Source organism: Curtobacterium pomorum (genome assembly GCF_044497295.1).
GTDB lineage: Bacteria > Actinomycetota > Actinomycetes > Actinomycetales > Microbacteriaceae > Curtobacterium.
Map to the genome: position 1 here is coordinate 2,740,983 of NZ_CP172409.1, position 25,712 is coordinate 2,766,694.

The 25,712-nt window shown below is 70.9% G+C and carries 20 protein-coding genes, 2 tRNA genes and 1 other RNA gene; 9 read left to right on the forward strand and 14 right to left on the reverse strand.

All coding sequences use genetic code 11. From position 1 onward, the window contains the following. Positions 1-26: 26 nt before the first annotated feature. The 6 genes from ACGH48_RS12995 to ACGH48_RS13020 all read left to right on the forward strand — a co-directional run bounded on the left by ACGH48_RS12995 (position 27) and on the right by ACGH48_RS13020 (position 6,033). Positions 27-2,588, forward strand: coding sequence for a transglycosylase domain-containing protein (locus ACGH48_RS12995; RefSeq protein ID WP_123313799.1), 2,562 nt, complete (start codon positions 27-29; stop codon positions 2,586-2,588). Then, positions 2,585-3,541, forward strand: coding sequence for a metallophosphoesterase (locus tag ACGH48_RS13000; RefSeq protein ID WP_123313800.1), 957 nt, complete (start codon positions 2,585-2,587; stop codon positions 3,539-3,541). The genes ACGH48_RS12995 and ACGH48_RS13000 overlap by 4 nt, the downstream gene beginning before the upstream one ends. 91 nt (positions 3,542-3,632) lie before the next feature. After that, positions 3,633-3,706 (forward strand) — tRNA-Pro (locus ACGH48_RS13005). Positions 3,707-3,788: 82 nt separating this feature from the next. Next, the gene (locus ACGH48_RS13010; protein WP_396288895.1) at positions 3,789-4,292 is read left to right on the forward strand and encodes a hypothetical protein; all 504 of its coding nucleotides are present in this window, start codon (positions 3,789-3,791) and stop codon (positions 4,290-4,292) included. Between the two features lie 95 nt (positions 4,293-4,387). Further along, positions 4,388-5,419, forward strand: coding sequence for a sensor histidine kinase (locus tag ACGH48_RS13015; protein WP_396288896.1), 1,032 nt, complete (start codon positions 4,388-4,390; stop codon positions 5,417-5,419). Next, positions 5,416-6,033 (forward strand): response regulator, encoded by a 618-nt coding sequence (locus tag ACGH48_RS13020; RefSeq protein ID WP_148061796.1) that lies wholly within the window; start codon positions 5,416-5,418, stop codon positions 6,031-6,033. Before ACGH48_RS13015 ends, ACGH48_RS13020 begins: the two co-directional genes overlap by 4 nt. Before the next feature lie 101 nt (positions 6,034-6,134). Here the strand turns inward: ACGH48_RS13020 and ACGH48_RS13025 are convergent, their stop codons facing one another. The 12 genes from ACGH48_RS13025 to ffs form a co-directional block, all read right to left on the reverse strand. Then, the gene (locus ACGH48_RS13025) at positions 6,135-7,184 is read right to left on the reverse strand and encodes an LLM class flavin-dependent oxidoreductase (protein WP_396288897.1); all 1,050 of its coding nucleotides are present in this window, start codon (positions 7,182-7,184) and stop codon (positions 6,135-6,137) included. Between the two features lie 143 nt (positions 7,185-7,327). Beyond that, positions 7,328-7,954: a thymidine kinase gene (locus ACGH48_RS13030; RefSeq protein ID WP_123313805.1), complete on the reverse strand. Its 627-nt coding sequence runs from the start codon at positions 7,952-7,954 to the stop codon at positions 7,328-7,330. After that, positions 7,954-8,655 (reverse strand): response regulator transcription factor, encoded by a 702-nt coding sequence (locus ACGH48_RS13035; protein ID WP_035808846.1) that lies wholly within the window; start codon positions 8,653-8,655, stop codon positions 7,954-7,956. The genes ACGH48_RS13030 and ACGH48_RS13035 overlap by 1 nt, the downstream gene beginning before the upstream one ends. Next, positions 8,642-9,832, reverse strand: a complete 1,191-nt coding sequence (locus tag ACGH48_RS13040; RefSeq protein ID WP_396288898.1) for a hypothetical protein — start codon at positions 9,830-9,832, stop codon at positions 8,642-8,644. The genes ACGH48_RS13035 and ACGH48_RS13040 overlap by 14 nt, the downstream gene beginning before the upstream one ends. Then, the gene (locus ACGH48_RS13045) at positions 9,829-11,079 is read right to left on the reverse strand and encodes an ATP-binding protein (protein WP_340196464.1); all 1,251 of its coding nucleotides are present in this window, start codon (positions 11,077-11,079) and stop codon (positions 9,829-9,831) included. The genes ACGH48_RS13040 and ACGH48_RS13045 overlap by 4 nt, the downstream gene beginning before the upstream one ends. Before the next feature lie 153 nt (positions 11,080-11,232). Further along, on the reverse strand, positions 11,233-12,339 hold the full coding sequence (locus tag ACGH48_RS13050; RefSeq protein ID WP_396288899.1) for an Rv2578c family radical SAM protein: 1,107 nt from the start codon (positions 12,337-12,339) through the stop codon (positions 11,233-11,235). A gap of 47 nt (positions 12,340-12,386) precedes the next feature. Further along, positions 12,387-13,874, reverse strand: coding sequence for a malate:quinone oxidoreductase (locus ACGH48_RS13055; protein ID WP_396288900.1), 1,488 nt, complete (start codon positions 13,872-13,874; stop codon positions 12,387-12,389). A 59-nt stretch (positions 13,875-13,933) separates the two neighbouring features. Beyond that, positions 13,934-14,986 carry an aspartate-semialdehyde dehydrogenase gene (locus ACGH48_RS13060; RefSeq protein ID WP_396288901.1) on the reverse strand — a complete coding sequence of 351 codons (1,053 nt, stop codon included), beginning with the start codon at positions 14,984-14,986 and terminating at the stop codon, positions 13,934-13,936. A gap of 34 nt (positions 14,987-15,020) precedes the next feature. Next, entirely contained in the window at positions 15,021-16,286 is a 1,266-nt protein-coding gene (locus ACGH48_RS13065) for an aspartate kinase (RefSeq protein WP_111084230.1), read from the reverse strand. A 116-nt stretch (positions 16,287-16,402) separates the two neighbouring features. Then, positions 16,403-17,002, reverse strand: coding sequence for a recombination mediator RecR (gene recR / locus ACGH48_RS13070; protein ID WP_111084231.1), 600 nt, complete (start codon positions 17,000-17,002; stop codon positions 16,403-16,405). Next, complete coding sequence (locus ACGH48_RS13075; RefSeq protein ID WP_396288902.1) at positions 17,002-19,827, reverse strand: DNA polymerase III subunit gamma and tau; 2,826 nt, start codon at positions 19,825-19,827, stop codon at positions 17,002-17,004. Before ACGH48_RS13075 ends, recR begins: the two co-directional genes overlap by 1 nt. A gap of 150 nt (positions 19,828-19,977) precedes the next feature. Further along, positions 19,978-20,074, reverse strand: an RNA gene (gene ffs / locus ACGH48_RS13080) — signal recognition particle sRNA small type. Between the two features lie 37 nt (positions 20,075-20,111). Between ffs and ACGH48_RS13085 the strand changes: the two genes are divergently transcribed. Next, positions 20,112-20,786 (forward strand): SDR family oxidoreductase, encoded by a 675-nt coding sequence (locus tag ACGH48_RS13085; RefSeq protein ID WP_123313811.1) that lies wholly within the window; start codon positions 20,112-20,114, stop codon positions 20,784-20,786. Between the two features lie 328 nt (positions 20,787-21,114). On the opposite strand, the gene ACGH48_RS13090 is transcribed toward ACGH48_RS13085, so the two are convergent. Together ACGH48_RS13090 and pta are read right to left on the reverse strand one after the other, a co-directional pair. Then, entirely contained in the window at positions 21,115-22,311 is a 1,197-nt protein-coding gene (locus ACGH48_RS13090) for an acetate/propionate family kinase (protein WP_123313812.1), read from the reverse strand. Between the two features lie 52 nt (positions 22,312-22,363). Next, complete coding sequence (pta, locus tag ACGH48_RS13095; protein ID WP_123313813.1) at positions 22,364-24,472, reverse strand: phosphate acetyltransferase; 2,109 nt, start codon at positions 24,470-24,472, stop codon at positions 22,364-22,366. A gap of 122 nt (positions 24,473-24,594) precedes the next feature. Here pta and ACGH48_RS13100 point away from each other — a divergent pair. Both ACGH48_RS13100 and ACGH48_RS13105 read left to right on the forward strand, forming a co-directional pair. Further along, positions 24,595-24,682 (forward strand) — tRNA-Ser (locus tag ACGH48_RS13100). A 342-nt stretch (positions 24,683-25,024) separates the two neighbouring features. Further along, on the forward strand, positions 25,025-25,669 hold the full coding sequence (locus ACGH48_RS13105) for a hypothetical protein (RefSeq protein WP_396288903.1): 645 nt from the start codon (positions 25,025-25,027) through the stop codon (positions 25,667-25,669). The last annotated feature ends 43 nt before the right edge of the window (positions 25,670-25,712 follow it).

The following is a 25,712-nucleotide window of genomic DNA, read 5'->3' on the forward strand; positions in this document are numbered from 1 at the left end:
CGTGGGTGTCGTTTAGGCTGCATCCTATGTCTGCCCAGAAGACGTCTGCCTCGCGGACCAAGCCCGTCTCAGCAGTCGGCGCCTTCATCGGATTCGTCGGGTTCAGTGCCCTCGCCGGCCTGCTCGTCACGATCGGGGTCACCCCGGCCATCGCGGTCGCCGGTGTCACGACGACGTCGACGATCGGTGTGTTCGAGTCGCTGCCGGAGTACATCGAGATCGGTGACCTGCCGCAGCGCAACGAGCTGTACGCGTACTCGGGTGGCAAGTCGGTGCACTTCGCGACGCTGTACGACCAGAACCGGCAGGAACTGAAGTACGACCAGATCAGCGACCAGCTGAAGAACGCCGCCATCGACGGCGAGGACAAGCGCTTCTACAGCCACGGCGGCGTCGACATGACCTCGCTCATCCGTGCCGGCGTGGGCAGCATCGCCGGCGGGCTCGGCGACTCGGGCGGTGGGTCGACGTTGACCATGCAGCTCGTCCGCAACATCAAGATGAACGAGGCCCTGAACCTGCCGACCAAGAAGGAGCAGGAGAAGGCCTACAACGAGGCCGTCGAGCAGACCATCCCCCGCAAGCTCGAGGAGATGAAGCTCGCGATCGGGCTGGCGAAGAAGTACTCCAAGAAGGAGATCCTCACCGCCTACCTGAACATCGCCTACTTCGGTGACCAGACCTACGGCGTGCAGGCCGCGGCGCAGCACTACTACAACAAGAGCGCGACGAAGCTGACCCCGGCCGAGGCCGCGTCGCTGATGGCCATCGTGCAGTACCCCGAGGCACGCAACCTGTCGACCCCGAAGAAGTACGACGCCAACGTCGCCCGGCGCAACGTCATCCTGCGCTCGATGTACGACCAGAAGAACCTGACCGAAGCCGAGTACCGCACCGCTCGCCTGTCGAAGCCGGCGGACTACGTGCACCTGACGCAGCCCTCGCAGGGCTGCCGGGCATCGGTCGGCGACGGCTCGCAGTTCTTCTGCGACTACGCCAAGAAGGTCGTGCTCGAGATGTCGCAGCTCGGCTCGTCGCAGAAGGCGCGCGACACCGCGTGGCGGAACGGCGGCTACAAGATCCAGACGACGCTGAACATCGACCTCAACGCCGAGCAGAAGCAGCTCCTCAACACGTACGACAACAAGGCCGAGACGAGCCTGGCCCTGGGTGCCACGCTCAACTCGATCGAGGCCGGTTCCGGCCGCATCATCACCATGGCGCAGAACAAGGACTTCGACGAGTCACTGAAGTCGGCACCGACCTCGACCTCGTTGAACTACAGCGTCGACTACAAGTACGGCAACTCCGGCGGGTTCCAGACCGGCTCGACGTACAAGCTCTTCACGCTGCTCGACTGGATCAAGACCGGCCACGGGCTCAACGAGACCGTCAGTGGTGCTGAACGTGTGGTCACGCCGTGGACCATCTGCGGTCAGACCGACTACACGAAGTTCGACGTCTCGAACGACGCTCCGGGCGAGGGCGGGAACTGGAGCGTGCTCGGGGCCACCGCTGGGTCGATCAACGGCGCGTTCGCGTCGATGGCCCAGAAGCTCGACCTCTGCGACATCCGGGACATCGCCCAGTCGCTCGGCGTGCACCGCGCTGACGGTGGCGAGCTGCAGTACCAGAACCCGTCGGCCATCCTCGGCACCAACGAGATCGCGCCGATGACGATGGCCGCGGCCTACGCCGCCGTCGCCAACAACGGCATCTACTGCAAGCCGATCGCCATCGACCAGATCACCTCGCCGTCCGGCAAGCAGCTCGGCGGCCAGACGAAGGACTGCCAGCAGGCTGTCGACCCCGCCTTCGCACAGGCAGCGATCTACGCCATGAAGGGCACGATCACCAGTGGTACCGCGCGCGGTGCTCAGACGCCGGACGGCACCCAGATGTTCGCCAAGACGGGCACGACCGACGAGGCTGACCAGATCTGGCTCGTGGGCGCGAGCTCACGCGTCGCCACCGCCTACTGGCAGGGCAACACCGACGGCAAGAAGAACAACCTCCGGCACTACAGCAACGGGGTCAACGGCACGTACGCCGGATCCCGTGCCGACGTCTGGCGTCAAGCGATGACCGCGGTCAACGCCACCTACCCCGCCGGTGCCTTCACGGACCCCCAGCCGACGGCGATCCGTGGCAACGCCAAGGCGCTGCCGAACCTGCAGGGGAAGACCGCTGACGAAGCCCGCGCAGCGATCTCCGGAGCCGGCTTCAACTACGTCGACGGTGGCGCCCGCCCCGGCACCGGCAACCCCGGTTCGGTGTCGTCGACCTCGCCGTCCGCCGGTGCACTCCTGTCCTCCGGCTCGAGCGTGACGGTCTACACCTCGGACGGGTCGCAGGCCAACGTGCCCGAGATCGGCGGGGACTCGCTCGGTGATGCCCGCTCGGCACTGAACGACGCCGGCTTCGGCAACGTCAGCGTGTCGGACGACTTCGCGAAGGGCGGCGGGAACAAGACCTGCAAGGTCGCGGCCGTCGACCCGGCGATCAGTTCGGCAGCGGACAAGAACGCCGGTGTGACGATCCAGCTCTACGGCGACAAGAACGGCAAGGCGCCCAAGGACTGCAAGTGACCCGCGGTCGCGCCGCGCTCGGGGTCCTCGCAGCCGGCGCGGCCGTCGGGGCCGCCTCGTTCGCCTGGGGTTCTCTGGTCGAGCGTCGACGCTTCGGCATCCGGTGGGAGACCGTCCCGGTCCTCCCGCCGGGGTCCCGTGACGTCACCGTCCTGCACCTGTCCGACATCCACATGGCTCCGTGGCAGGCCGACAAGCAGCAGTGGCTGCGCGACCTGTCCCTGGTCGAGCCGGACTTCATCGTCAACACCGGCGACAACCTCGGGCACCCCACGGCGAACGCCGCCGTGGAGTACGCATTGGAGCCGTTCCGGGGTGTTCCCGGCGTGTTCGCGTACGGGTCGAACGACTTCTTCGGACCGTCGCCGCGCAACCCGCTGAAGTACTTCTCCGGCCCGAGCCGCATGCACAGCGAGGCGAAGCCCGTCGAGCTCGACATCGACCGGCAGACGGCGTTCTTCGAGTCCCTCGGGTGGCTCGACCTGAACGACCACGCCCACGCCATCGAGCTCCGCGGCTCACGTTTCGAGCTGTTCGGCACCTCGGACGCGCATCGCGACTGGGACCGCCTCGACCTGCTCCCCACGAACGTCGATGAGATGCGCGGCGAGGTCCCCTGGTCCGAGGACGAGGACGGCCCCGCCCCCGTCGCGATCGGAGTGACGCACGCGCCCTACCGCCGCGTGCTCGATGCCTTCGTCACCCAGGGCGCCGACGTCATCTTCGCCGGGCACACCCACGGCGGCCAGGTGCAGGTGCCCGGAGTCGGTGCGCTCGTCACGAACAGCGACCTCCCCCGCCGGTACGTCAGCGGACTGCACAAGTGGGAGCACCGGAACCACTGGTCGTGGCTCGAGGTCTCGGCCGGTCTCGGCACGTCGATCTACGCCCCGGTGCGGTTCGCTTGCCGCCCCGAAGCGGTCGTCGTCACCCTCACCGCCCGCACCGCCTGACGACGCGCCCGGGAGTTCGCCGGATGGTCGTGAGCACCCCCGATCATCGGATAGTATTGTCGGGTTGCTCCGGTACGGAGTGATCACACCGCGGGGTGTGGCGCAGCTTGGTAGCGCGCCTCGTTCGGGACGAGGAGGTCGCAGGTTCAAATCCTGTCACCCCGACACTGTGTTGAGACAGTACGAAGAAGGCCCTGGTTCTCCGGAACCGGGGCCTTCTGCTTTTCGACGGATAGCCTCGACGGCGATGGAACACTCGAGGTCCCGACGCCCAGCAGCCATCGGTGCGATCGCTGTCGCGACCATGTTGATCGCCACGGCGTGCAGCAGTACGGCCAAGGTCACGCCCGTGATGGACGACTCCGTCCGCTCGGTGCGCGAGCGTCTCGAGACCGTGGCTCGCGCGAGCCGGAGCGCAGCGGACCTCGAACGCCGGATCCTCGACGGGGAGAGCTACACGCTGCTCCTGCTCGACGCGACGCCGCAGGAGATCCGGACGACGAAGCCGTTCCCGTCGACCGTGATCACCGCCGTTCGACGTGACGGCGAGCGCGTCGACGTGGAGATGTACACGACCGGGCAGGGCTCGTCCGGAGCCAGCTGGTTCGGCGACGAGTCCGTGAACGCAGTCGGGTGCGCCCGTCTGACAGCCCGACCTGGTCGCAACGCCATCGCGACGGGCGTGCAGTGCGGCAGCACCGTACGTGCAGTCTTCGTGGATCCCTGGGTCGAGGTCCGACTCCGGCCCTGATCGGGGCAGGCGTCGTGTCCCGATGTGTCCAGTGACCCATCGTGCGGCGTGCGGCCCCATCGCGCTGCGACACGGGCGATACGCTCGCGACCGCCATGGACATCCCCGATCGACTCGCCGCCGTCTTCGCACAGATCGCCGCACAGTTCCCCGAGCTCGCCGACGACCCGGTCCTGACGCAGAACCTCGTCGACAACGTGACGTCGATGATCGCCGAGGCACACGCGCGCTACGCCGCCGGCGCCGCGGGCAGCGTCGTGAGCAACACCTACCTCGATCCGGAGCACCTGGCCACCGGCTCCCTGCACGCCGAGCACGCGCAGCACCCCGCCGGCGCGATGCTCGCGGCGGAGATGCTCTTCGACGCTTACCTGCCGCTCTTCGTGGACGAGGTCGGCGCGGAGTCCACCGCCGACGTCCTGCGTGCCACGAGGGCCCTGCACGCGGGCATCTGGAGCCGGTTCCCCGCCGGGGCCGTCGCCTACACCGAGGCGCTGCGCCAACGCGTCACGACGGCGCACCTGGACTCCCGCACGCAGATCGCGCGAGACCTGCACGACCGCGTGGCGCACGGCATCCTCGCAGGGCTCCAGCGGCTCGACCTGGTGCTGCTGACCGATCCCCCGTCCGCTGAGCGGGCGGCGCAGCTCGACGACGCCGCACGATTGCTGCGCGGAGCACTCGGCGACGTACAGGACCTGGCGGTCAGCCTGCACGCCCGCGTCGGTGATGCACTGCTCGACGATGCGCTCGCCCGGCACGCCAGGGACCTCTTCCCCGACGACGACCGCTTGTCGTTCCGTGCCACGGGCACGCCCGAGCAGCTGCCGAACTGGCAGGCCGAGGAAGCACTGACGATCCTGCTCGAAGCGCTCACGAACCGGCGGAAGCACGCTCCGGACTCCACCGCCGAGGTGCACTTCGCGTGGACGCCGGCCGCCCTCGTCGTCACGGTCGCCGACGACGGTCCGGGCTTCGACCCCGATGCCGACGCCGACGGACGCCTCGGGCAGCAGACGATGCGCGAGCGGGCCGCGGTCATCGGCGCGCGACTCGACGTCGAGAGCAGCCCGAGCACCGCCAGCGGCACCACCGTGCGCCTGACGATCCCGCGGGGCACGCTGTGACCGTCACACACGTCGCCATCGTCGACGACCACCAGCTGTTCCGCGAAGGACTGGCCACGATCCTCGCCGCCGTCCCCACGATCCGTGTGGTCGCACACGCCGAGCGTCCGTCCGACGTGCTCGACTCCCCCGAGGCGGCCGCCATCGACGTCCTGCTCCTCGACGTCGAGCTCGACGGTCCGCCGGCGCGCACCACGATCGCCACGGTCCGCCGCACCCGTCCGGACATCCGCGTGGTGGTGCTCACGATGCACCGCGACGCCGTCCTGCGTCGGACGCTGCTCGACGCCGGCGCGGTCGACTTCGTGACGAAGGACACCCCGAGCCGCGAACTCGTCGACCGCATCGCCCGCGCCGCGCACGCCGATGCCGCACCGGTGACGTTCCCGGTCGACCTGGTCACCGAGGCCCGCGCGGGGTCACCGCTCAGCGACCGCGAACTCGAGGTCCTGCGGCTCCTCGCGGCCGCGCGCACCAACGCCGAGATCGCGGCGGACCTGCAGCTCGCGATCGGCACGGTCAAGCGGCACGTCTACAACGTGTTCCGGAAGCTCGACGTCGGTTCGCGCGTCGGCGCCGTGGCTGCGGCGACGCGCCTCGGCCTGCTCAGCTGAGGTGCCGCCCCACCTGGTGAGCAGAAATGGTCGGGTGCCCGAGGGCGACCCGACCATTTCTGCTCACCAAGCGAACGAGCGAACGAGCGAACGAGAACGCGCTAGACCGACGCGGACGCCGCCGCACCCGCGGGCACGAGCCGCCCCGCGGCGTGCAGCCCCGCCACGACGTCGAGCGCCTGGTGCCGGTACCGCGCCTGCGCAGCACCCGGAGCGACGATCACGCCGTTCGCCCCGGTGGACGCCACGAGCGCGTTGATCTTGTCCGCCACCTGGTCGGCGGTACCGTACGCCTGGCGCTCGGTGCGGGCGGCGATGAACCGACGCTCGAGGTCGGTGAACTCGTACGCACGCGCCTCGTCCATCGAGACCGGCTCGGGCTTCGCCCCCTGCCGCATCCGGATGAACGAGATCATCCCGGGAGCGCTCTGCTCGTCGACGACGGCCGGGTCCTCGTCCGTGACGACCTGCACGCCGATGAGGGCGTTCGGCGTCTGGCGGAACCGCGAGGGCCGGAACGAGTCCCGGTACAGGGCGAGCGCCGCCTCGGTGTTGTCCGACGCGAAGTGGTGGGCGAAGGCGAACGAGACGCCGAGCGCCCCGGCGACCTGCGCGCTGTACCCGGAGGACCCGAGCAGCCAGAACTCCGGCACGTCGCCGTACCCGGGGACCGCACGGATGCGGGACAGCGGGTTCGACTCGTCCATGCCGGTGAAGAACCCGATCAGGTCGGCGAGACGGTCCGGGAAGTCGTCGACGTCGAGCCGGTCGGTACGGCGCAGCGCCATCGCGGTCGCCCCGTCGGTGCCCGGCGCACGGCCGAGCCCGAGGTCGACGCGGTCGCCGTACAGCGCACGGAGCGTGCCGAACTGCTCGGCGATCACGAGTGGCGCGTGGTTCGGCAGCATGACGCCGCCGGACCCGATGCGGATGGTCGAGGTGGCCGCGCCGACGGCACTGAGCAGGACGGCCGGGGCCGACGAGGTGATGCCGGGCATGCCGTGGTGCTCGGCGACCCAGAACCGCTCGTAGCCGAGCTTCTCGGCGTGGACCGCCATGTCGATCGAGCCCTGCAGGGCCTCGGTGTTGGACTGGCCGTACTCGCGCGTCGCCAGGTCCAGGACGGACAGGTGCAGGGTGTCGTCGCTCATGTGGTTGCCAACGCGCGCCGCGTCGCACGCATTCCGCGTGCTCTGGACGCATCTGACGGACGGACGGGAGGCCCGTGGCGGCGCCGCCCCGCGCCTCCCGGCCGTCCTCCGCTCACCCGCAGGACGCGACGCGGCAGGACGTGTCAGGCGCCGTCGAGGCGGCCGCCGGACTCCGTCAGGTAGCAGTTGGCGCAGAGGGACTCGTACGCGACGTCGACACCGTCGATGGCCACCTGCGAGCCGTCGAACACGAACCGGCCGTCGACGGTGCGGGCGTTGAAGACGGCCTTGCGACCGCAGCGGCAGATCGTCTTGAGCTCTTCGAGCGAGTGCGCGACCTCGAGCAGGCGCGCACTGCCGGGGAACGCCTCGGTGCGGAAGTCGGTGCGGATGCCGTACGTGATCACCGGGATCTCGTCGAGGACCGCGATGCGCAGCAGGTCGTCGACCTGCTGCGGGGTGAGGAACTGCGCCTCGTCGACCAGGACGCAGCTGACCGCGCGGACCATGCCGTCGAGGCGGGCCGACTCGGGGTCGACCGCACCGGCGGCGGCGACCGCGGACCGGACGTCGGCGTCGGGTGCGAAGACCAGGTCGACGGTCCGGGTCACGCCGAGGCGGGACACGATCTCACGGTCGCCCTTGGTGTCCACCGCGGGCTTGGCGAGCAGGACCCGGTGCCCGCGCTCCTCGTAGTTGTAGGCAGCCTGCAGGAGCCCCGTGCTCTTGCCGCTGTTCATCGCGCCGTAGCGGAAGTAGAGCTTCGCCACTACGCGAGGAACCCGTCCTCGGCCGCCCGCCGGATCAGGTCGGACTTCTTCGAGGCGGGACGACCGACCTTGCTGTACTTCTCGCGGACGCGGCGCAGGTAGGTCTTCGCCGTCTCGTACTGCACGTTCATCTGCGCGGCGACCTCGTTGGTCGAGTAGCCGGACACGTACAACCGCAACGCCTCTTCCTCGCCGGCACTGAGCTTCGGACGCTGGTGCGCGGCCGCCCCGGTGGGCAGCGGACGCCATTCGCGTGGCTGCGGGGTCTCACGTGCGACACCCATGATCTCGCGGGCGACGTCCATGACCTCGCGCATCGGCAGGGACTTCGACAGGAACGCCGCGGCACCTGCTGCCAGGGCACGGTCGCGGGACTCGCGGCTGTCGACGCTGGAGAGCACGATGACCTTCGCGCCGGCGGCACGGCAGGTGCGGACACGGGCCTCGATCGACACGGGTTCCTTGAGCTGGAAGTCGAGGAACACCAGGTCGGTCGGGAAGCTGTCGCTGTGGACCATCTCGAGCCAGGTGTGCGCGGTCAGGGCCAGGTCGAAGTCGAACGCGTTCACCGCGATCCAGCTCGACAGGCTGTCCAGCAGCACCTCGTGGTCGTCGAGGATGGCCAACCGCACACGTCGTGCCCCCGGGTTCGGGAGGGACGGGGACCCCTCCGAGAGCCTGTTCGGGTCAGTGCTGGTCATAGGAGAACCTTAGTGCGAGGGCGGACGGACGCACCGCGACGTCGAGGTCGGGGAACGTCACACGGAGGACGGCGAAGTAGGGGTCGAAGGTGCGGTGGATCCCGATGTCGGAATCGGCCACGGCGAGGTCGAGTTCGAGCAGCACGCGGGCGGCTCCGGTGCGGGCGTGATCGGCGCGGGTGGCCGCGTCGTCCTGCTCGTCCGCGCGCCGGACCGTCGCCCGGAACCCGGCGGGGTCGACGGTCGACGCGCGGAACGCCGCCCGCAGGAACGTCCGCACCACGGAGCGCTGGTCGGCGTCGAGCACGGCGGCGAGTCCGTCCGGGTCGTCGACCACCGGAGCGTCCCCACCCTCGATCCGCACGGCCTGCTCGAACCACGTGCGATCCGCATCGGCGACCATCGCCCGGCGGATGCCGTCGGCGATCAGTCGGGCCCGTGCGCGGTCGGCGTCGGTGATGACCTCGCGTGTGCGGAGCTCGGCGAAGAACGGCGCGACGTCGCGGGCCAGGATCGTCGACCGGTCCTGCTGCACGCTCGCCGCGATGCCGTCCCGCTCCGCACGCTCGACGGAGTAGGAACCGGCCCGGATCTGCACCCGCTCGGCCAGGCCGGCGAACGTCCACGCGAACACCGCCGACGCCGCCGTCAGCACCAGGGTCGGTGCCGCCGCCAGGAAGGCTGCGACGGCGACGGGGATCTCGTGGGGGAACGTCGCTGCGCCCACGCCCCAGGTCACGGCGTTCACCACGGCGAGCAGGGCTCCGCCGATGGTCAGGTCCGTCCACGGCCGGTAGGGCGCGACCATCACGATTCCGGTCGCCGTGATGAGCGACATGAAGTCGTTCAGGGCACTGCGGTCCGGGCCCCACTGCGCGGCGACGCTCGTCACCGACGCCAGGCCGAGCAGCCCGACGTGCGCGACGAACGCCCACCGCGGGAACGGTGCGCGGAACGGACTCGAGGCGGTGAACACGACCGCTGCCGACGCCGCGACCAGGATGACGGTGAGCGCGCTGAGGGTGGGGCTGCCCACGACGTCGCGGTCGAACACGGACACCAGGAGCGCCCAGACGATGCTGAAGGCACCGAGGCCGATCGCGAGCGGACGTGATCCCATCGCGCCGAGCGGGTCGTACTGCTGCGCGGTCCGGCGGGCTCCGGTCGTGGCGCTCACCGGTCGGTCCCCCGCCCGCCGAGCTCACCGGGGACGACGGCGTCGACGTGGCCGGGGGCGACGGTGTCGACCGTGTCGGTGACCGGCCCGAACGGCACCGTCATCATCACGCTCGTGCCCGAGCCGGGCGACGACCAGATCTGCACGTCCCCGCCCACCCGGGCGATGCGGTCGCGCACAGAGCCGCGCAGTCCCATGCGGTCGGCGCCCGTGGTGTCCTCGTCGAAGCCGCGACCGTCGTCGACCACCATCACGGTGCACGACGTCCCGTCGTCGAAGACGCTGACCTCGGCCGCGTCGGTGCCGGCGTGCTTGCGGACGTTGGCCAGGCACTGCCCCACGGCACGGACGAGCGCGGTGACCGCACGCTGGTCGAGCCGGTCGAGAGCGGACGGATCGCCGGACACCGTGACGTCGAGACCGGCCGCGCGGTGCTCGTCGACCATGACGGCGAACGCGTCGACCGCGGCACCGGGCCGCTGCCGCGCGGCCGGTGCGAGCCAGCCCTTGCCGGTCAGGACGGCGACGTCTGCCTCGACGGTCCGGGCCAGGTGGGGGTCCATCGGACCGTCGGGTGCCAGGGCGATCGCGTTGAGGTGGTTCAGGACGGTGTCGTGCAGGATCGCAGCCGCCTCGGCCTCGACGCCGGCACGGTACGCGGAGACGTGCTCCTCGCGCGCCGACCGCAGCAGCTCCGGCTGCACCCGCTCGGAGCGACCCGTGCTGCGGCTCGTGAACAGGACCAGCACCACCACGAAGCCGAGCGTCACCCAGGCGAGCACGAGCGGACGCGGTGGGCTGTCGGCCTGGACGATCGCGATCCACGTCGCGACCCGACCGGTCAGGAACCCGAGGAAGGACCACAGCACGACGCGGCTCGGCACCGCGCCGGCGCCACCGACCAGGATGAGCGGGATGACCGCCAGCGACAGCAGGTACGAGGTGACCCAGCCCAACGGCACCTGCTGCTGCACGACGGTCGCGAACCACCAGGCGCAGACGCCGCCGACCACCAGGAACGCGACCGCGGAGCGCCAGGTGCCGAACTGCACGTGCACACCGATCATGCCGAGCATCGGGACGAGTGCCAGGACCGCGCCGATCACCTGGACGTCGGGCTCGGACAGCCGGTACAGCAGCAACGCGATCGCCGCCGCCACCAGCGATCCGATCGCACCGGCGTGGAACGCCCGCACCGTCGACCACGCGTTCACTCGCGGTGCGAGGTGCGTGGGGATGCCGAGCACGAGGTGGGTCCTTCCGGGTGGCGGGATAGCCGCCCACGATCCAACACCGCGGCGCTGACCGTGTACCCCGAAACCTGGGCAGTTCGGCGACCCGCTCGATGATACCGGCCCCCGCCGAGTACCACTGTCCCCCGAACGCGGAGCGCCTGGTGCTCAGAACAACGTCTGCGTCGCGACCGGTCGGAGCAGTCGTCGGTCGAACCCCGGATCCGCGCGCTTGAGCGGCGACGTCGTGGGGATCGACTGCTCCTGCGGCACCGTCGAGGGATCCGAGAAGCCCATCGACCCCGTCGCCGGGTCCACCCGCCCGAGGCCGACGCCGTGCGCCGCCAGGATCGGCCGGATGCGCTCCGACAGCCAGCGGCGGTAGTCCTTCGGCGCGTAGGTGTTGTCGAGGTACATCGCCCGGTAGCGCGCGACCAGGTCGGGCCGTTCCCGTCCGAGCCACTCGAACCACCACGGCTTCACGCCCGGCCGCAGGTGCAGCGCGGAGTACATGACGCTCGTGGCCCCGGCAGCCGCAGCCCGACCGACGGAGTCGTCGAGCTGTGCGCGGGTGTCGGTGATGTACGGCAGCACGGGCATGAGGAACACCGCACAGTCGAGGCCCGCGTCACGGATCGCCCGGACGGTGGCGAGCCGCGCCGCCGTCGTGGGCGTACCGGGCTCCACCGACTGCTGCAGGTCGTCGTCGTACACGGCGATCGACATCGCCAGGTCGACCGGCACCACCTTGGCGGCCTCGGCCAGGAGCGGCAGGTCGCGCCGAAGCAGTGTGCCCTTCGTCAGGATGCTGAACGGCGTCCGGCTGTCCGCCAGCGCCTGGATCACCCCGGGCATCAGGCGGTAGCGGCCCTCGGCTCGCTGGTACGGGTCGGTGTTCGTGCCGAGCGCGATCGGGTGCCGGTCCCACGTCGGCTTGCCGAGCTCACGCCGCAGGACGTCGGCGACGTTCGTCTTCACGACGATCTGCTGGTCGAAGTCGGCTCCGCCGTCGAACTCGAGGTAGGTGTGCGTCGGCCGCGCGAAGCAGTACACGCACGCGTGGCTGCACCCGCGGTACGGGTTGATGGTCCAGCCGTAGGTGCCGGAGCCGTCGGCGCTCGGCACGCGGTTCAACGCGCTCTTCGCCAGGACCTCGTGGAACGTGACGCCCGCGAACTCCGGCGTGGTCACACTCCGGACGAAGCCGCTGTTCGACTCCATGCCCGGCAGCGCATCGCTCTGCTCGGCATCGATCGCCTGTCCACTCCACCGCATGCCGCCATTCGAACACATGTTCGAACGCGTCGCAAGCGGCGTGGGGGTCAGTGGTGCAGGCCGAGCACCTTCGCCGTGCGCTCGAGGGTGGCGTCGGCCAGGGCGGCGTCGTCGCCGAGGTCCTGCCCGTAGGTCGGGACCATCTCGTGGACCGCGTCCTGCCAGCCGTCCCAGCGCTCCGGGAAGCAGGTGCGGAGCAGGCCGAGCATGATCGGCACCGCGGTCGACGCGCCCGGCGAGGCGCCGAGGAGCCCGGCGATCGAACCGTCGGCAGCGGTGATGACCTCGGTTCCGAACTGCAGCACCCCGCCCTTGTCCTTGTCCGGCTTGATGACCTGCACCCGCTGGCCGGCGATGATCTTGTGCCAGTTCTCGGGCTCGGCGTTCGGCATGAAGTCGCGCAGGGCGTCGAACTTGGTCTGCTTCGAGGCGAGCAGCTGGCCGACCAGGTAGCGCACCAGGTCGAAGTTCGAGAACGCGACGCTCAGCATCGGGCGCAGGTTGTGCGGCCGGATCGACTTGAAGAGGTCGAGCAGCGATCCCTGCTTCAGGAACTTCGGGCTGAACCCGGCGTACGGGCCGAACATGAGCGATGCGCTGCCGTCGACGATGCGGGTGTCCAGGTGCGGCACCGACATCGGCGGCGCTCCGACGCTCGCCTTGCCGTAGACCTTGGCCGCGTGCTTCTGCACGACCTCGGGGTCGTCGGTGCGCAGGAACTCACCGGAGACCGGGAAGCCGCCGTAGCCGCGGATCTCCGGGATGCCCGACTTCTGCAGCAGCTGCAGGGCCCCGCCACCGGCACCGACGAAGACGAACTTCGCGGCGATCTTCTGGGTCGACCGACCGACCTCGTTCAGGACGTCGAGCGCCCAGCCGTCGAAGTCCTTGCCCCGCGTGATGTTCTTGACCTGGTGGTTCGGTTCGAACTCGAGCCCGTCGAGCTCGAGCTGGTCGAACAGCTGTCGGGTGAGCGATCCGAAGTCGACGTCGGAGCCGGCCGCCGAGTAGGTCGCCGCGATCGGCTGGTCCTTCTTGCGGCCGGGGATGAGTGCCGGCGCCCACTTGCGGATCTGCGCGGGGTCGTCGGAGAACTCGATCCCCGCGAACAGCGGGTGCCCCTGCATCGCCTCGTACCGCTTGCGCATGTACTCGACGTTGTCGGCGCCCCACACGAACGAGATGTGCGGGGTCGGGTTGATGAAGCTGGACGGATCGGGCAGCGTGCCGGTCTCGACCAGGTGCGACCAGAACTGCCGCGAGACCTGGAACTGCTCGTTGACCGTGACGGCCTTCGCGATGTCGACGCGACCGTCGGCGAGCTCGGGCGTGTAGTTCAGCTCGCAGAGTGCGGAGTGCCCGGTGCCGGCGTTGTTCCACGGGTTCGAGGACTCCTGCGCGACGGTGCCGAGGCGCTCGTACACCCGGATCTTCCACGACGGCTCGAGCCGGTGGATGATGGCGCCGAGGGTGGCGCTCATGATGCCTCCCCCGACGAGGACGACATCGATCGGATCCACCTGCTTCACTGCCACCCGTCGATCCTACCGGCGTCCGCCGACAGGCCGGTCAGCCGCGCACGGCGACCGTTCGGCTACGCGGCGACGGTGCGGCGCGCGACGATCGCCTCGGCGATCTGCACGGCGTTCAGCGCGGCACCCTTGCGCAGGTTGTCGTTGCTGACGAACAGCGCGAGCCCACGGCCCTCGGGCGCGGACTGGTCGGCACGGATCCGACCGACGAACGCGGGGTCCTGGCCGGCGGCCTGCAGCGGCGTCGGCACGTCGGAGAGCTCGACGCCGGGCGCGCTCGACAGGATCTCGGTCGCACGCTCGGGCGACAGCGGACGCTCGAACTCGGCGTGCACCGAGATGGAGTGACCGGTGAACACCGGAACCCGCACGCAGGTACCGGCGACGAGCAGGTCGGGCAGCTCGAGGATCTTGCGGCTCTCGTTGCGGAGCTTCTTCTCCTCGTCGGTCTCGCCGAGGCCGTCCTCGACGATGCTGCCGGCGAGCGGCACGACGTCGAAGGCGATCGGGCGGACGTACTTGACCGGCTCGGGGAACGTCACGGCGGAACCGTCGTGGGTGAGCCCGGCGGTGTCCTGTTCGAGGGCGGCACGCGCCTGACCGAGCAGCTCCTCGACGCCGGCGAGCCCGGAGCCGGAGACGGCCTGGTAGGTCGTGGCGACCAGGCGGCGGAGCCCGGCCTCGGTGTCCAGCACCTTGAGCACCGGCATGATCGCCATGGTGGTGCAGTTCGGGTTCGCGATGATGCCCTTCGGGGCCTGGTCGATCGCGTGCGGGTTGACCTCGCTCACGACGAGCGGGACCTCGGGGTCCATGCGCCAGGCGCTCGAGTTGTCGACGACGACTGCCCCGGCGGCGGCGAACTTCGGCGCGAGGGCCCGCGAGGCCGTGGCTCCGGCGGAGAACAGGGCGATGTCGATGCCCGACGGGTCGGCCAGCTCGGAGTCCTCGACCACGATCTGCTCGCCACGGAACGGCAGCGTCGTGCCGGCGGACCGGGCGCTCGCGAAGAACCGGACCTGGTCGGCCGGGAACGCGCGGTCCTCGAGCAGACGACGCATCACGGCGCCGACCTGTCCGGTGGCGCCGACGACGGCGACGGTGAGGGTGCTCATGCGGTGCTCCTGGTGTTCAGCGGGTCAGCGTGGTTCAGCGGCCGGTGCCGGCGTAGACGACGGCTTCGGCGTCGGCGTCGAGGTCGAACGCGCTGTGCACGACCCGCATCGCCTCGTTGAGGGTGTCGGCGCGGGTGACGACCGAGATGCGGATCTCCGAGGTGGAGATCATCTCGATGTTGATCGACGCGTCGTGCAGCGCGCGGAAGAGCTTCGCCGAGACGCCGGCGTTGGTGCGCATGCCGGCACCGACCAGGGCGAGCTTGCCGATCTGGTCGTCGTACTGGATGCTCTCGTAGCCGATGTCGGACTTCGCGACCTCGAGCGCCGTCAGCACCGTCTGGCCCTGGTCCTTCGGCAGCGTGAACGAGATGTCCGTCCGCCCCGTCGACGCGGCCGACACGTTCTGGACGATCATGTCGATGTTCGCTCCGGCGCGCGCGACGTTGGTGAAGATCTCGGCGGCCTTGCCCGGCTGGTCCGGGACGCCCACGACGGTGATCTTCCCCTCGGAGAGGTCTCCGGCGATCCCGGTGATGATCGGTTCTTCCACGGTTTCCCCCTCGGCAGGGTTGTAGACGATGGTGCCCTCGGTGTTGTTGAACGAGGACCGGACGTGCAGGGTGACGCCGTGCCGGCGGGCGTACTCGACGGCACGGATGTACAGGACCTTGGCGCCGGACGCGGCGAGCTCGAGCATCTCCTCGCTGGTGATGCGGTCGACCTTGCGCGCCTTCGGGACGACACGGGGGTCGGCGGTGAAGATGCCGTCGACGTCGGTGTAGATCTCGCAGACGTCGGCGTCGAGGGCGGCGGCGAGGGCGACTGCGGTGGTGTCCGAACCGCCGCGGCCGAGCGTCGTGATCTCACCGGTCGTGCGGTTGAAGCCCTGGAACCCCGCCACGATGGCGACGTGACCGGAGTCGAGCGCTTCGCGGACCCGCTTCGGGGTGACGTCGACGATGCGCGCCTTGCCGTGCTGGGCGTCGGTGAGCATGCCCGCCTGGCTGCCGGTGTACGACGAGGCTTCGACGCCGAGGCTCTTGATCGCCATCGCGAGCAGCGCCATCGAGATGCGCTCCCCCGCGGTGAGGAGCATGTCGAGCTCACGGCCGGCCGGGATCGGGGTGACCGAGTGCGCCAGGTCGACGAGTTCGTCGGTGGTGTCACCCATGGCCGAGACCGCCACGACGACGTCGTTGCCGGCCTTCTTCGTCTCGACGATCCGCTTCGCCACGCGCTTGATGCTCTCGGCGTCCGCGACGGAGGATCCACCGAACTTCTGCACGATCAAGGCCACTGGCTGGTACTCCCGGAGACGGCGACACCGCGAGGTCACGCGGTCTCACAATGGTAGTCGGTGTTTCGAGGATGTTGCGTGCGGGCCGCCCCACACGCAACGATCCTGCGTGGAGCTCAGCCGCCGACGACGCGACGGCCCTCGAACGCACGACCGAGTGTGACCTCGTCGGCGTACTCGAGGTCGCCGCCGACCGGCAGGCCCGAGGCCAGCCGGGTCGTCCGGATGCCCATCGGGACGAGCAGCCGGCTCAGGTAGGTCGCCGTCGCCTCGCCCTCGAGGTTGGGGTCGGTCGCGATGATGACCTCTTCCACCGTGCCGTCGGCCAGACGGGTCATGAGCTGCTGGATCCGCAGGTCGTCCGGACCGATGCCGTCGATCGGGCTGATCGCGCCGCCGAGCACGTGGTACAGCCCGCGGAACTCACGGGTGCGCTCGATCGCCGCGACGTCCTTGGCCTCTTCCACCACGCAGATCGTGGCCGGCGACCGTCGCGGGTCGCGGCAGATGCTGCACTGGACGTTCTCGGTGACGTTGCCGCAGATCTCGCAGAAGCGCACGCGCTCCTTGACGTCCGCCAGCAGCTCGGACAGCCGCGACGGGTCGAACGACTCGGTCTGCAGGATGTGGAAGGCGATGCGCTGCGCCGACTTCGGGCCGATGCCCGGCAGGCGACCGAACTCGTCGATGAGGTCCTGCACGATCCCGTCGTACATCAGGCACCGTCCTGGTGGAGCGCGGTCTCCTCGATGAACTGGGCGTTGAGGATCTCACGCACGACGGCCTCGCCGTAGCGGCCGGCCACCGGCGCGCGGCGTGCCGGCGGCGCGGTGCGCGCTGCTGCCTGCTGCGGTGCAGCGGGCTGCGGCGCAGCGGGCTGCACCGCAGCAGGCTGCCGCGGGGCGGTCGGTGCCTGCGCGGGGGCCGCGGCCGATCGGCCGTGGCCGGGGTCCGGGAACGGCGCGCCGTCGTCGTACGGTTCGTCGTCCAGCGGGTAGTCGTCGACCGGGACGGCGGGACCGCCCGGCGCGACGGGTCCTCCGGGAGGCGCGGCGACCGTCGTCGACGCCGCCTGCGGTCCCCCGTCGGTCGGCTGCACCCCGTGCGGCGCGGTGGCACCGGCGGGTTGCGCGGGTGCTCCGGAACCGGACTGCTGCGGGTCGACGGACTCGGCCGGGGCGACGGGCGCAGCGGCCGGCGCGGTGCCGAACGGGGCGGCCCAGCCGGGTTCGACGGACTCGGGCACGGCGTCGGCGGTCGGGTCGCTGGCGGGGATCGTCGCGACGGCCCAGTCGGTCACCGGAGCACCGGACGGTTCCGGTGCTGCCGGCTGCGCGCGAGCGGGTTCCTGAGCGGGAGCCCGTGTCTGCTCGGCAGCGGGTGCCTGTGTGGGTGCCTGCGTGGGAGCGGGTGCCGACGCCGGGGCTGGTGCCTGCGCCGGACGGGGCTCCGTCTCGGTGGCGGCGGGAACGGACTCCGGCGCCGATGCCGCGGCTTCGGGTGCCGCCGTCGTGGCGGGCGCTGCAGAGGCGGCGGCGGCAGCAGGGGCGACCGGAGCGGCCCCGGTGGGTGCAGCAGCCGCGGATGCCGGGGCTGACGTCGGAGCGGCCGCGGCGGACTGCGGTGCCGACGACGGCTGCGGCTGCGATGCGGGCTGGTTCGCGGACGCCGGACGGCCGGCAGGGGCGGACGGCTGCTGCGTGGGAGCCGGCGGACGCTGCTGGCCGGGCCCCCCGGGACCACGGGCGACGAACTTCACGCGGAGCCCGATGACGTCCATGATCGCGGCGCGGAGCAGTTCGCTCACGCTCGCCGAGGGGTCGGACATCTCCTTGAACGAGGCGACGTCCTGCTGGCTCGGGAAGGTCAGCGTCAGCACGTCGTCGCGCAGCGCGGTCACCTGCGCGGTGACGACGACCGACCAGGCCGACCGCTTGGCGTGCTGCACGTGCTCGACGATCTGGGGCCAGGCGTCGCGCATCTGCTGGAAGCCCACGGCGCCGACCGTCCGGACCGCCGGCTCGTCGCCGATCGTCGTGCCCTGACCCGTCGAGGAAGCACTGACGGGTTCCGTGGTCGGGACCGCCGGAGCAGCGGGCTCGGGTGCGCTCGGGACGGCCGCGGCCCACGACGCTGCTGCGTCACGTGCAGCGCTGCCGGCGTCGGACTGCGCTGCCGGAGCCGGGCTCGACGACGCTGCGGCGGGGGCCTGCTGCGCGGCCGGAGCCTGCTGCGCCGCCGGGGCCTGCTGTGCGGCGGGCTCCTGACGACGCGGTGCTGCGGCCTGCGACGGGGCAGGTGCGGGCGCCGTGGCGGTCGTGGTGGGCTGACTCGGTGCCACGGACGCGCCGGCCGATGCCTGGTGTCCCCCGGCGTCCCCGACACCGACGCGACGCTCGAGCCGCTCCACCCGGGCCAGGGCACCGCGCTGGGTGTCGTCCGCTTCGGGCACGAGCATGCGCGCCGTCATGAGTTCGAGGTGCAGCCGGGGCGAGGTCGCTCCGGTCATGTCGGTCAGCGCCTTGTTCGCGATGTCCGCGCCGCGGGACAGCCCGGTGGCACCGAAGACCCCGGCCTGTCGCGTCATCGTGTCGAGCTCGTCCGGCGAGACACCGCGCAGGACCGCGGCGGCGCTCTCGTTCGTCGCCGCGACGACGATCAGGTCGCGCAGCCGCTCGAGCAGATCCTCGACGAACCGACGCGGGTCCTGACCGGTCTGCACGACACGGTCGATCGCCGCGAAGGCGGATGCCGGGTCGGCCACCGCGAGGGCGTCGACGACGTCGTCGAGCAGCGCAGCGTCGGTGTACCCGAGCAGGGCGACCGCACGCTCGTAGGCGATCGCGCCGTCCTCGCTGCCCGCGATGAGCTGGTCGAGCAGGGACAGGGTGTCGCGGACGGAGCCGCCGCCGGCGCGCACGACCAGGGGCAGGACGCCGGGTGCGACCGTCACCGATTCCTGCGTGCAGAGCTGCTCGATGTGCTCGAGCATGACCGCGGGCGGCACGAGCCGGAACGGGTAGTGGTGGGTGCGCGACCGGATGGTGCCGATGACCTTCTCCGGCTCGGTCGTCGCGAAGATGAACTTGACGTGCTCCGGGGGCTCCTCGACCAGCTTCAGCAGCGCGTTGAACCCCTGCGGGGTGACCATGTGCGCTTCGTCGAGGATGAAGATCTTGTAGCGGTCGCGCGCGGGGGCGAACACGGCGCGGTCACGGAGGTCACGCGCGTCGTCGACGCCGTTGTGGCTGGCGGCGTCGATCTCGATGACGTCGAGCGAACCGCTGCCGTCACGTGCGAGCTCGACACAGCTCGGGCAGACGCCGCACGGGGTGTCGGTCGGTCCCTCGGCGCAGTTGAGGCACCGCGCGAGGATGCGGGCCGAGGTCGTCTTGCCGCAACCACGCGGGCCACTGAACAGGTAGGCGTGGTTGACGCGGTTGGTGCGGAGCGCCGTGCGGAGCGGGTCGGTGACCTGCGACTGCCCGATCAGCTCGGCGAAGTTCTCGGGCCGGTAACGGCGATACAGGGCGGTGACCACGCGACCAGGGTAGCCGGGACGACCGACACCCGCGTGCCCCTCCACAGGTGCGCGGGCACTGGACCGGACCACCCGCGCAGGGCGGGCCGAGCGTCCGGACCGCACCGCGCCTCCCGGTCGACACGAGGTCGCGGATTTCCCTGCGGAGACGAAGAAGACTCCTCACGCACCCGCCAGAGCCCGGCTACCCTTGCTGCGTTTCCGCCCTGGGGGAGTTCACCTGGATGGCGTCACGTGAGGAGCCGCCGACAACTCTACCGGATGCGACCGGGCAGGATTGACACATGAAGATCGCCATCGCCGGAGGACACGGCCAGATCGCACTGCTCCTCGCCCGCCAGATCACCGACGCCGGACACGACGCCGTCGCGATCGTCCGCAACCCCGCCCACGTCGCCGACGTGGAGCAGCAGGGTGCCACGGCGATCGTCGCGGACCTCGAACAGCTCGGTGACGACGACCTGGCGCTGCGCCTCCGCGGCGTCGACGCCGTGGTGTTCGCCGCGGGTGCCGGCCCGAACAGCGGTGCGGAGCGCAAGCTCACCGTCGACCGGGACGGCGCGATCCTGCTCGCCGACGCCGCGGAGCGCGCGGGCATCGACCGGTACGTGATGGTGTCGGCGATGGCCGCGGACACCTACGACCCGGAGGCCGCTGTGGTCCCCGCGAAGGACGACGCCGCCGTGTTCCAGGTCTACCTCCGCGCGAAGGCCGAGGCCGACGCCAACCTGCGCGCCCGACGACTGCGGTGGACGATCGTGCGTCCGGGCGCCCTGCTCGACACCCCGCCGCAGGGCACGGTCGACGTCGGGCGTACGGTGCCGCGCGGCTCGATCCCCCGGGCCGACGTCGCCACGGTGGTGCTGCACGCGCTGCTCGACGACGCGGCAGTCGGGGTCCAGTTCGAGGTCACGAGCGGCAACACGCCGATCCCCGCGGCCCTCGACGCCCTGTCCTGACGCGCGCCCGTCCGCACCGTGCGGGCCTCCACACCCCGTGCGAGCTTGCACGCTCCGTGCCGCGCGGCAAGCGCGCACCCAGCCGCCAACACCGCACCAGCCCACGCAGGCCGCACCGTGCGGTGACCCCGACCGACTGCCGGACGGGAGGCACACCGCCAGCCCGCACCGTGCCTCCCGTCCGCACCGTGCGCACCTCGTCACCCCGTGCGGGCTTGCACGCTCCGTGCCGCGCGGCAAGCGCGCACCCAGCCGCCAACACCGCACCAGCCCACGCAGGCCGCACCGTGCGGGCACAGCGCGCAGCGCAGCACGCCGCGCCCGCCCGTCAGAGCGCGACCGCAGCCGACTGCCGGGCGATCTCCAGTTCCTCGTTCGTCGGGATCACGAGCACCGCGACACGGGACGTGTCCGTCGAGATGACCCGCGCCTCCCGGGACCCCAGCTCGTTGCGGTCCGCGTCGATCTCGATGCCGAGGTGCTCGAGCCCGGCGAGCACGCGCCGGCGCAGCAGCGCGTTGTTCTCGCCGACGCCCGCGGTGAACACGACCGCGTCGAGCCCGCCGAGCTGCGCCGTGTAGGCGCCCACGTAGCGGCGGATGCGGTGCCGGTACACGGCGAGCGCCGCCTCGGCCACCTCGTCGCCGTTCAGGGCGGCGTCCTGGACGTCGCGCATGTCGCCGTTGCCGGTCAGGCCGAGCAGCCCGGACTGCTTGTTGAGCATGGTGTCGAGCTCGTCGAAGGACAGCCCGGCCTCGCGGTGCAGGTGCAGCAGGACGGCGGGGTCGAGGTCGCCGGAGCGCGTGCCCATGACGAGGCCCTCGAGCGGCGTGAGCCCCATCGACGTCTCGATCGACTTCCCGCCGTCGATCGCCGCGGCAGACGCGCCGTTGCCCAGGTGCAGCACGATGGTCTTCAGCTCGGACAGCGGGCGGTCGAGGAAGACCGCGGCCTGCTCGGAGACGTACTTGTGGCTCGTGCCGTGCATGCCGTAGCGGCGGATGGCGTACTTCGCTGCCAGGTCGGCCGGGATCGCGTAGGTGTACGCGTGCGGCGGCATCGTCTGGTGGAAGGCGGTGTCGAAGACGGCGACGTGCGGCACGTCGGAGAAGACCTGCTTCGCGGCCCGGATCCCCTCGAGGTTCGCCGGGTTGTGCAGCGGCGCGAGGCTGTTCAGTGCCTCGATCTGCCGTTCGACGTCGTCGGTGACCACGGTCGCGCGGTCGAAGGTGGTGCCGCCGTGCACGACCCGGTGCCCGACGACGGCCGGCGGGTGTTCGTCGAACGAGGGGCCGACCTTGGCGAACGCGTCGATCATCGCCTGGAAGCCGGCGGCGTGGTCGGGCACGGAGGCGGCGTCGTTCGACGACGACTCCCCCGTCAGCGCGTTGGTGTGCTTCCACGCGCCGGCCGACTCGCCGATGCGCTCGACGAGGCCGGAGGCGAGCGTGCGCTCCCCCTCGAGTTCGATGAGCTGGTACTTGAACGAACTGGATCCGGAGTTCACGACGAGGGCTGCGGTCACGGGATGGGTCACTTTCTCTGTCGGACGGGAGGCACGGCGCGGGTCGCGCAGGTCAGGCCGCGTCGGACGCGGTGCCGGCCTGGATCGCGGTGATGGCGACGGTGTTCACGATGTCGCTGACGAGGGCACCGCGCGAGAGGTCGTTGATCGGCTTGCGCAGTCCCTGCAGGACCGGCCCGATCGCGACCGCGCCGGCGGAGCGCTGCACGGCCTTGTAGGTGTTGTTGCCGGTGTTCAGGTCCGGGAAGATGAACACGGTCGCCTTGCCGGCCACCGGGGAGTCCGGCATCTTCGTGCTCGCGACCGTCGGGTCCGCTGCGGCGTCGTACTGGATCGGGCCCTCGACGAGCAGGTCCGGCCGGCGTTCGCGGACGAAGGCGGTCCCGGCGCGGACCTTGTCGACGTCGGCCCCGGAGCCGCTGTCGCCGGTCGAGTAGCTGAGCATCGCGACGCGGGGGTCGATGCCGAACTGGGTCGCGGTCTCGGCGGACGAGATCGCGATGTCCGCGAGCTGCTCGCTCGTCGGGTCCGGGATCACCGCGCAGTCGCCGTAGACCAGGACACGGTCGGCGAGCGCCATCAGGAAGACGCTCGACACGATCGAGGTGTCCGGACGGGTCTTGATGATCTCGAAGGACGGCCGGATGGTGTGCGCCGTCGTGTGCTTCGCGCCGGAGACCATGCCGTCCGCGAGACCGAGCTGGACCATCATCGTGCCGAAGTACGAGACGTCGGTCACGGTGTCGCGCGCCAGTTCGATCGACATGCCCTTGTGCGCCCGGAGACGGGTGTACTCCTCGGCGAAGCGTTCACGCAGCTCGGGGTCGAACGGCGACACGAGCTGCGCGGCCTCGAGGTCGAGCCCGAGCTCGGTCGCGCGGGTGCGGATCGCGGCGGGGTCGCCGAGGATGGTCAGCTCGCAGACCTGCCGGGCGAGCAGCGTCGAGGCCGCGCGGAGGATGCGGTCGTCCTCGCCCTCGGGGAGCACGATGCGCTTGCCGTAGCCGCGCGCCCGGTCGAGCAGGCCGTGCTCGAACATGAGCGGCGTGACGACGCCGGACGGCGTGAGCTGCAGACGGTCGCGCAGGGACTCGGCGTCGACGTGCTGCTCGAACAGGGCGAGTGCGAGGTCGGCCTTGCGCGGCGAGTCCGCTGCCAGGCGCCCGCGGGTCTGGGTGATGCGGAGCGCGGTGTCGTAGGTGCCGAGGTCGTTCTGGGCGATCGGCAGTGAGCTCGACAGCCCCTCGAGCAGCCGGGAGATCTGCGGAGCGGTCTCGAACCCGCCGTTGAGGATGACGCCGGCCAGGCTCGGGAACGTGTCCGACTGGTTCGCCAGCAGGGTCGCGATGAGCACGTCGCTGCGGTCGCCCGGGACCACGACGATGCCGCCCTCGATCAGGCGGGGCAGGACGTTCTCCATGCTCATCCCGGCGACGACGGTGCCGAGCGCCTCACGGTCGAGCAGGGCGTCGTCGCCGCGCACCAGGGTCGCGTCGGTCGCCTGCAGCAGCGCGCGGACGGTCGGGGCGACGAGGACGCGGTCCTCGGGGATCGCCCACACCGGCACGTCCGGGTGGTCGTCGTGCACGGCTCGCTCGACGCTCGCCACGATCGCGGCGAGGGCGTCCGGGTCGGCGCGGTTCACGACGACGCCGAACAGCTGCGCGTGCGCGGCCCGCAGTTCGCTCGTCGTGACGTCCGCGACCTGCGCCATCCCCTCGGGCGTGCGGGCGCCACGCTCGGCGGCGTCGCGACCACCGAGCACGAGCAGCACCGGCGCGCCGAGGTTCGCGGCCACCTTCGCGTTGAAGGAGAGCTCGGTGGGGCTGCCGACGTCGGTGTAGTCGGACCCGAGCACGACGACGGCGTCGCACTGCCGCTCCACCTGGGCGAAGCGGTTCACGATCGTGCCGAGGGCGGCGTCGGGATCGGCGTGGACGTCGTCGTAGGTCACCCCGACGGCGTCGTCGTACGAGATGCCGACCGCGGTGTGCTGCAGCAACAGCTCGAGCACGTAGTCGGGCTCGGCGACCGAGCGGGCGACGGGGCGGAACACGCCGACGCGGCCGACGGAGCGCGCGAGGGTCTCGAGGACACCGAGGGCGACGGTGCTCTTGCCCGTGTGCCCTTCTGCTGACGTGATGTAGATGCGGGTCGACACGCGCCCCAGGGTAGTCGCCGGACATGTCACGACAACTGGGAGCACCGGGCGTCGACGACACACGGTCGTGAGCACCCTCGGGAACCTGTACCATTGGGTGTCGCCGTCGAGAGACAGCGCAAGGAGAATTCGCCTAGTGGCCTATGGCGCACGCTTGGAAAGCGTGTTGGGTGCAAGCCCTCGGGGGTTCGAATCCCCCATTCTCCGCCAGCAGCAGTTGGGTGCGCGCGCAGCACCCAACTGCGGGGTTCGAATCCCCCGTTCTCCGCCAGCAAGGCCCCGCACTCCGGTGCGGGGCCTTCTTCGTTCGCGGCGTGCATCGTCGCTGGTCCCCCGCGCGGCGGACCCAGCTGTCCCCTGTTCGCCAAGGACTGGCCGTCAAACGCCGATACGGGGTGGAACGGGCTGTCCCCGGTCCCCGTCGGGCGCTTATGCTTGCGGGAGCGGACGGCTCCGGGACGAGCCGACCGCGGTGCATCGAGCGGCAGGGGCGTCGCTCGCAGGGCGGCCGATTCGGCGTGCCCGTGAGGCCCGAGGGTTCAGGAGACGCGCATGGGGGACATGACGGTGCCAGCGACGCCACACCTGCGCGCCAGCGTGTACGACGTCGTCCTCCGTCCCCGCCGGTCCCTGGTCCGCTCGACCGCGCTGAGCATCGTGTTCTCGGCAGTGCCGCTCGCCGTCGCCCTGGTCTGGGTGTCGTTCCCGTTCCGGACGTGGGCGATGGTCGCGACCGTGGTCGTGGCGCTCGCGGTCCTCGTCGGCATCGTGTTCGTCCGACTGAGCACCGCGTACATCGGCATCGACCCCGACGGTCTGACGATCCGGGGCGTGGTCACCGCGCACCGTCGGATCCCCCGCGACCGCGTGCACAGTCTGGTGCTCGCCACCACCTACGGCAGCTCGGTCGACCGCACCATGCGCGAGCTCGTGGCCTTCGACGCGACGGGCGCGCACCTCTTCCGCATCCGCGCCGACGTGTGGGGCGACGACGGGCTCGCGCAGGTCGTCGACGCCCTGGGCGTCCAGCTGACGGAAGAGGCGCGTCCGGTCTCGGCCCGGGTCTTCGCGAAGCGCTACCCGTCGAGCCGCGCCTGGTACGAACAGCGGCCGGCCTACCTGCTCGTCGGCGGCGTGGCGGCACTCGTCGTCGTGGGTCTGCTCGTCGTCGAGTTCACGGGTCTGCTCGGTCGCTGACGCGCAGAGCCGCTGGACGTCACCGACGTCGGCGCAGAGCCGC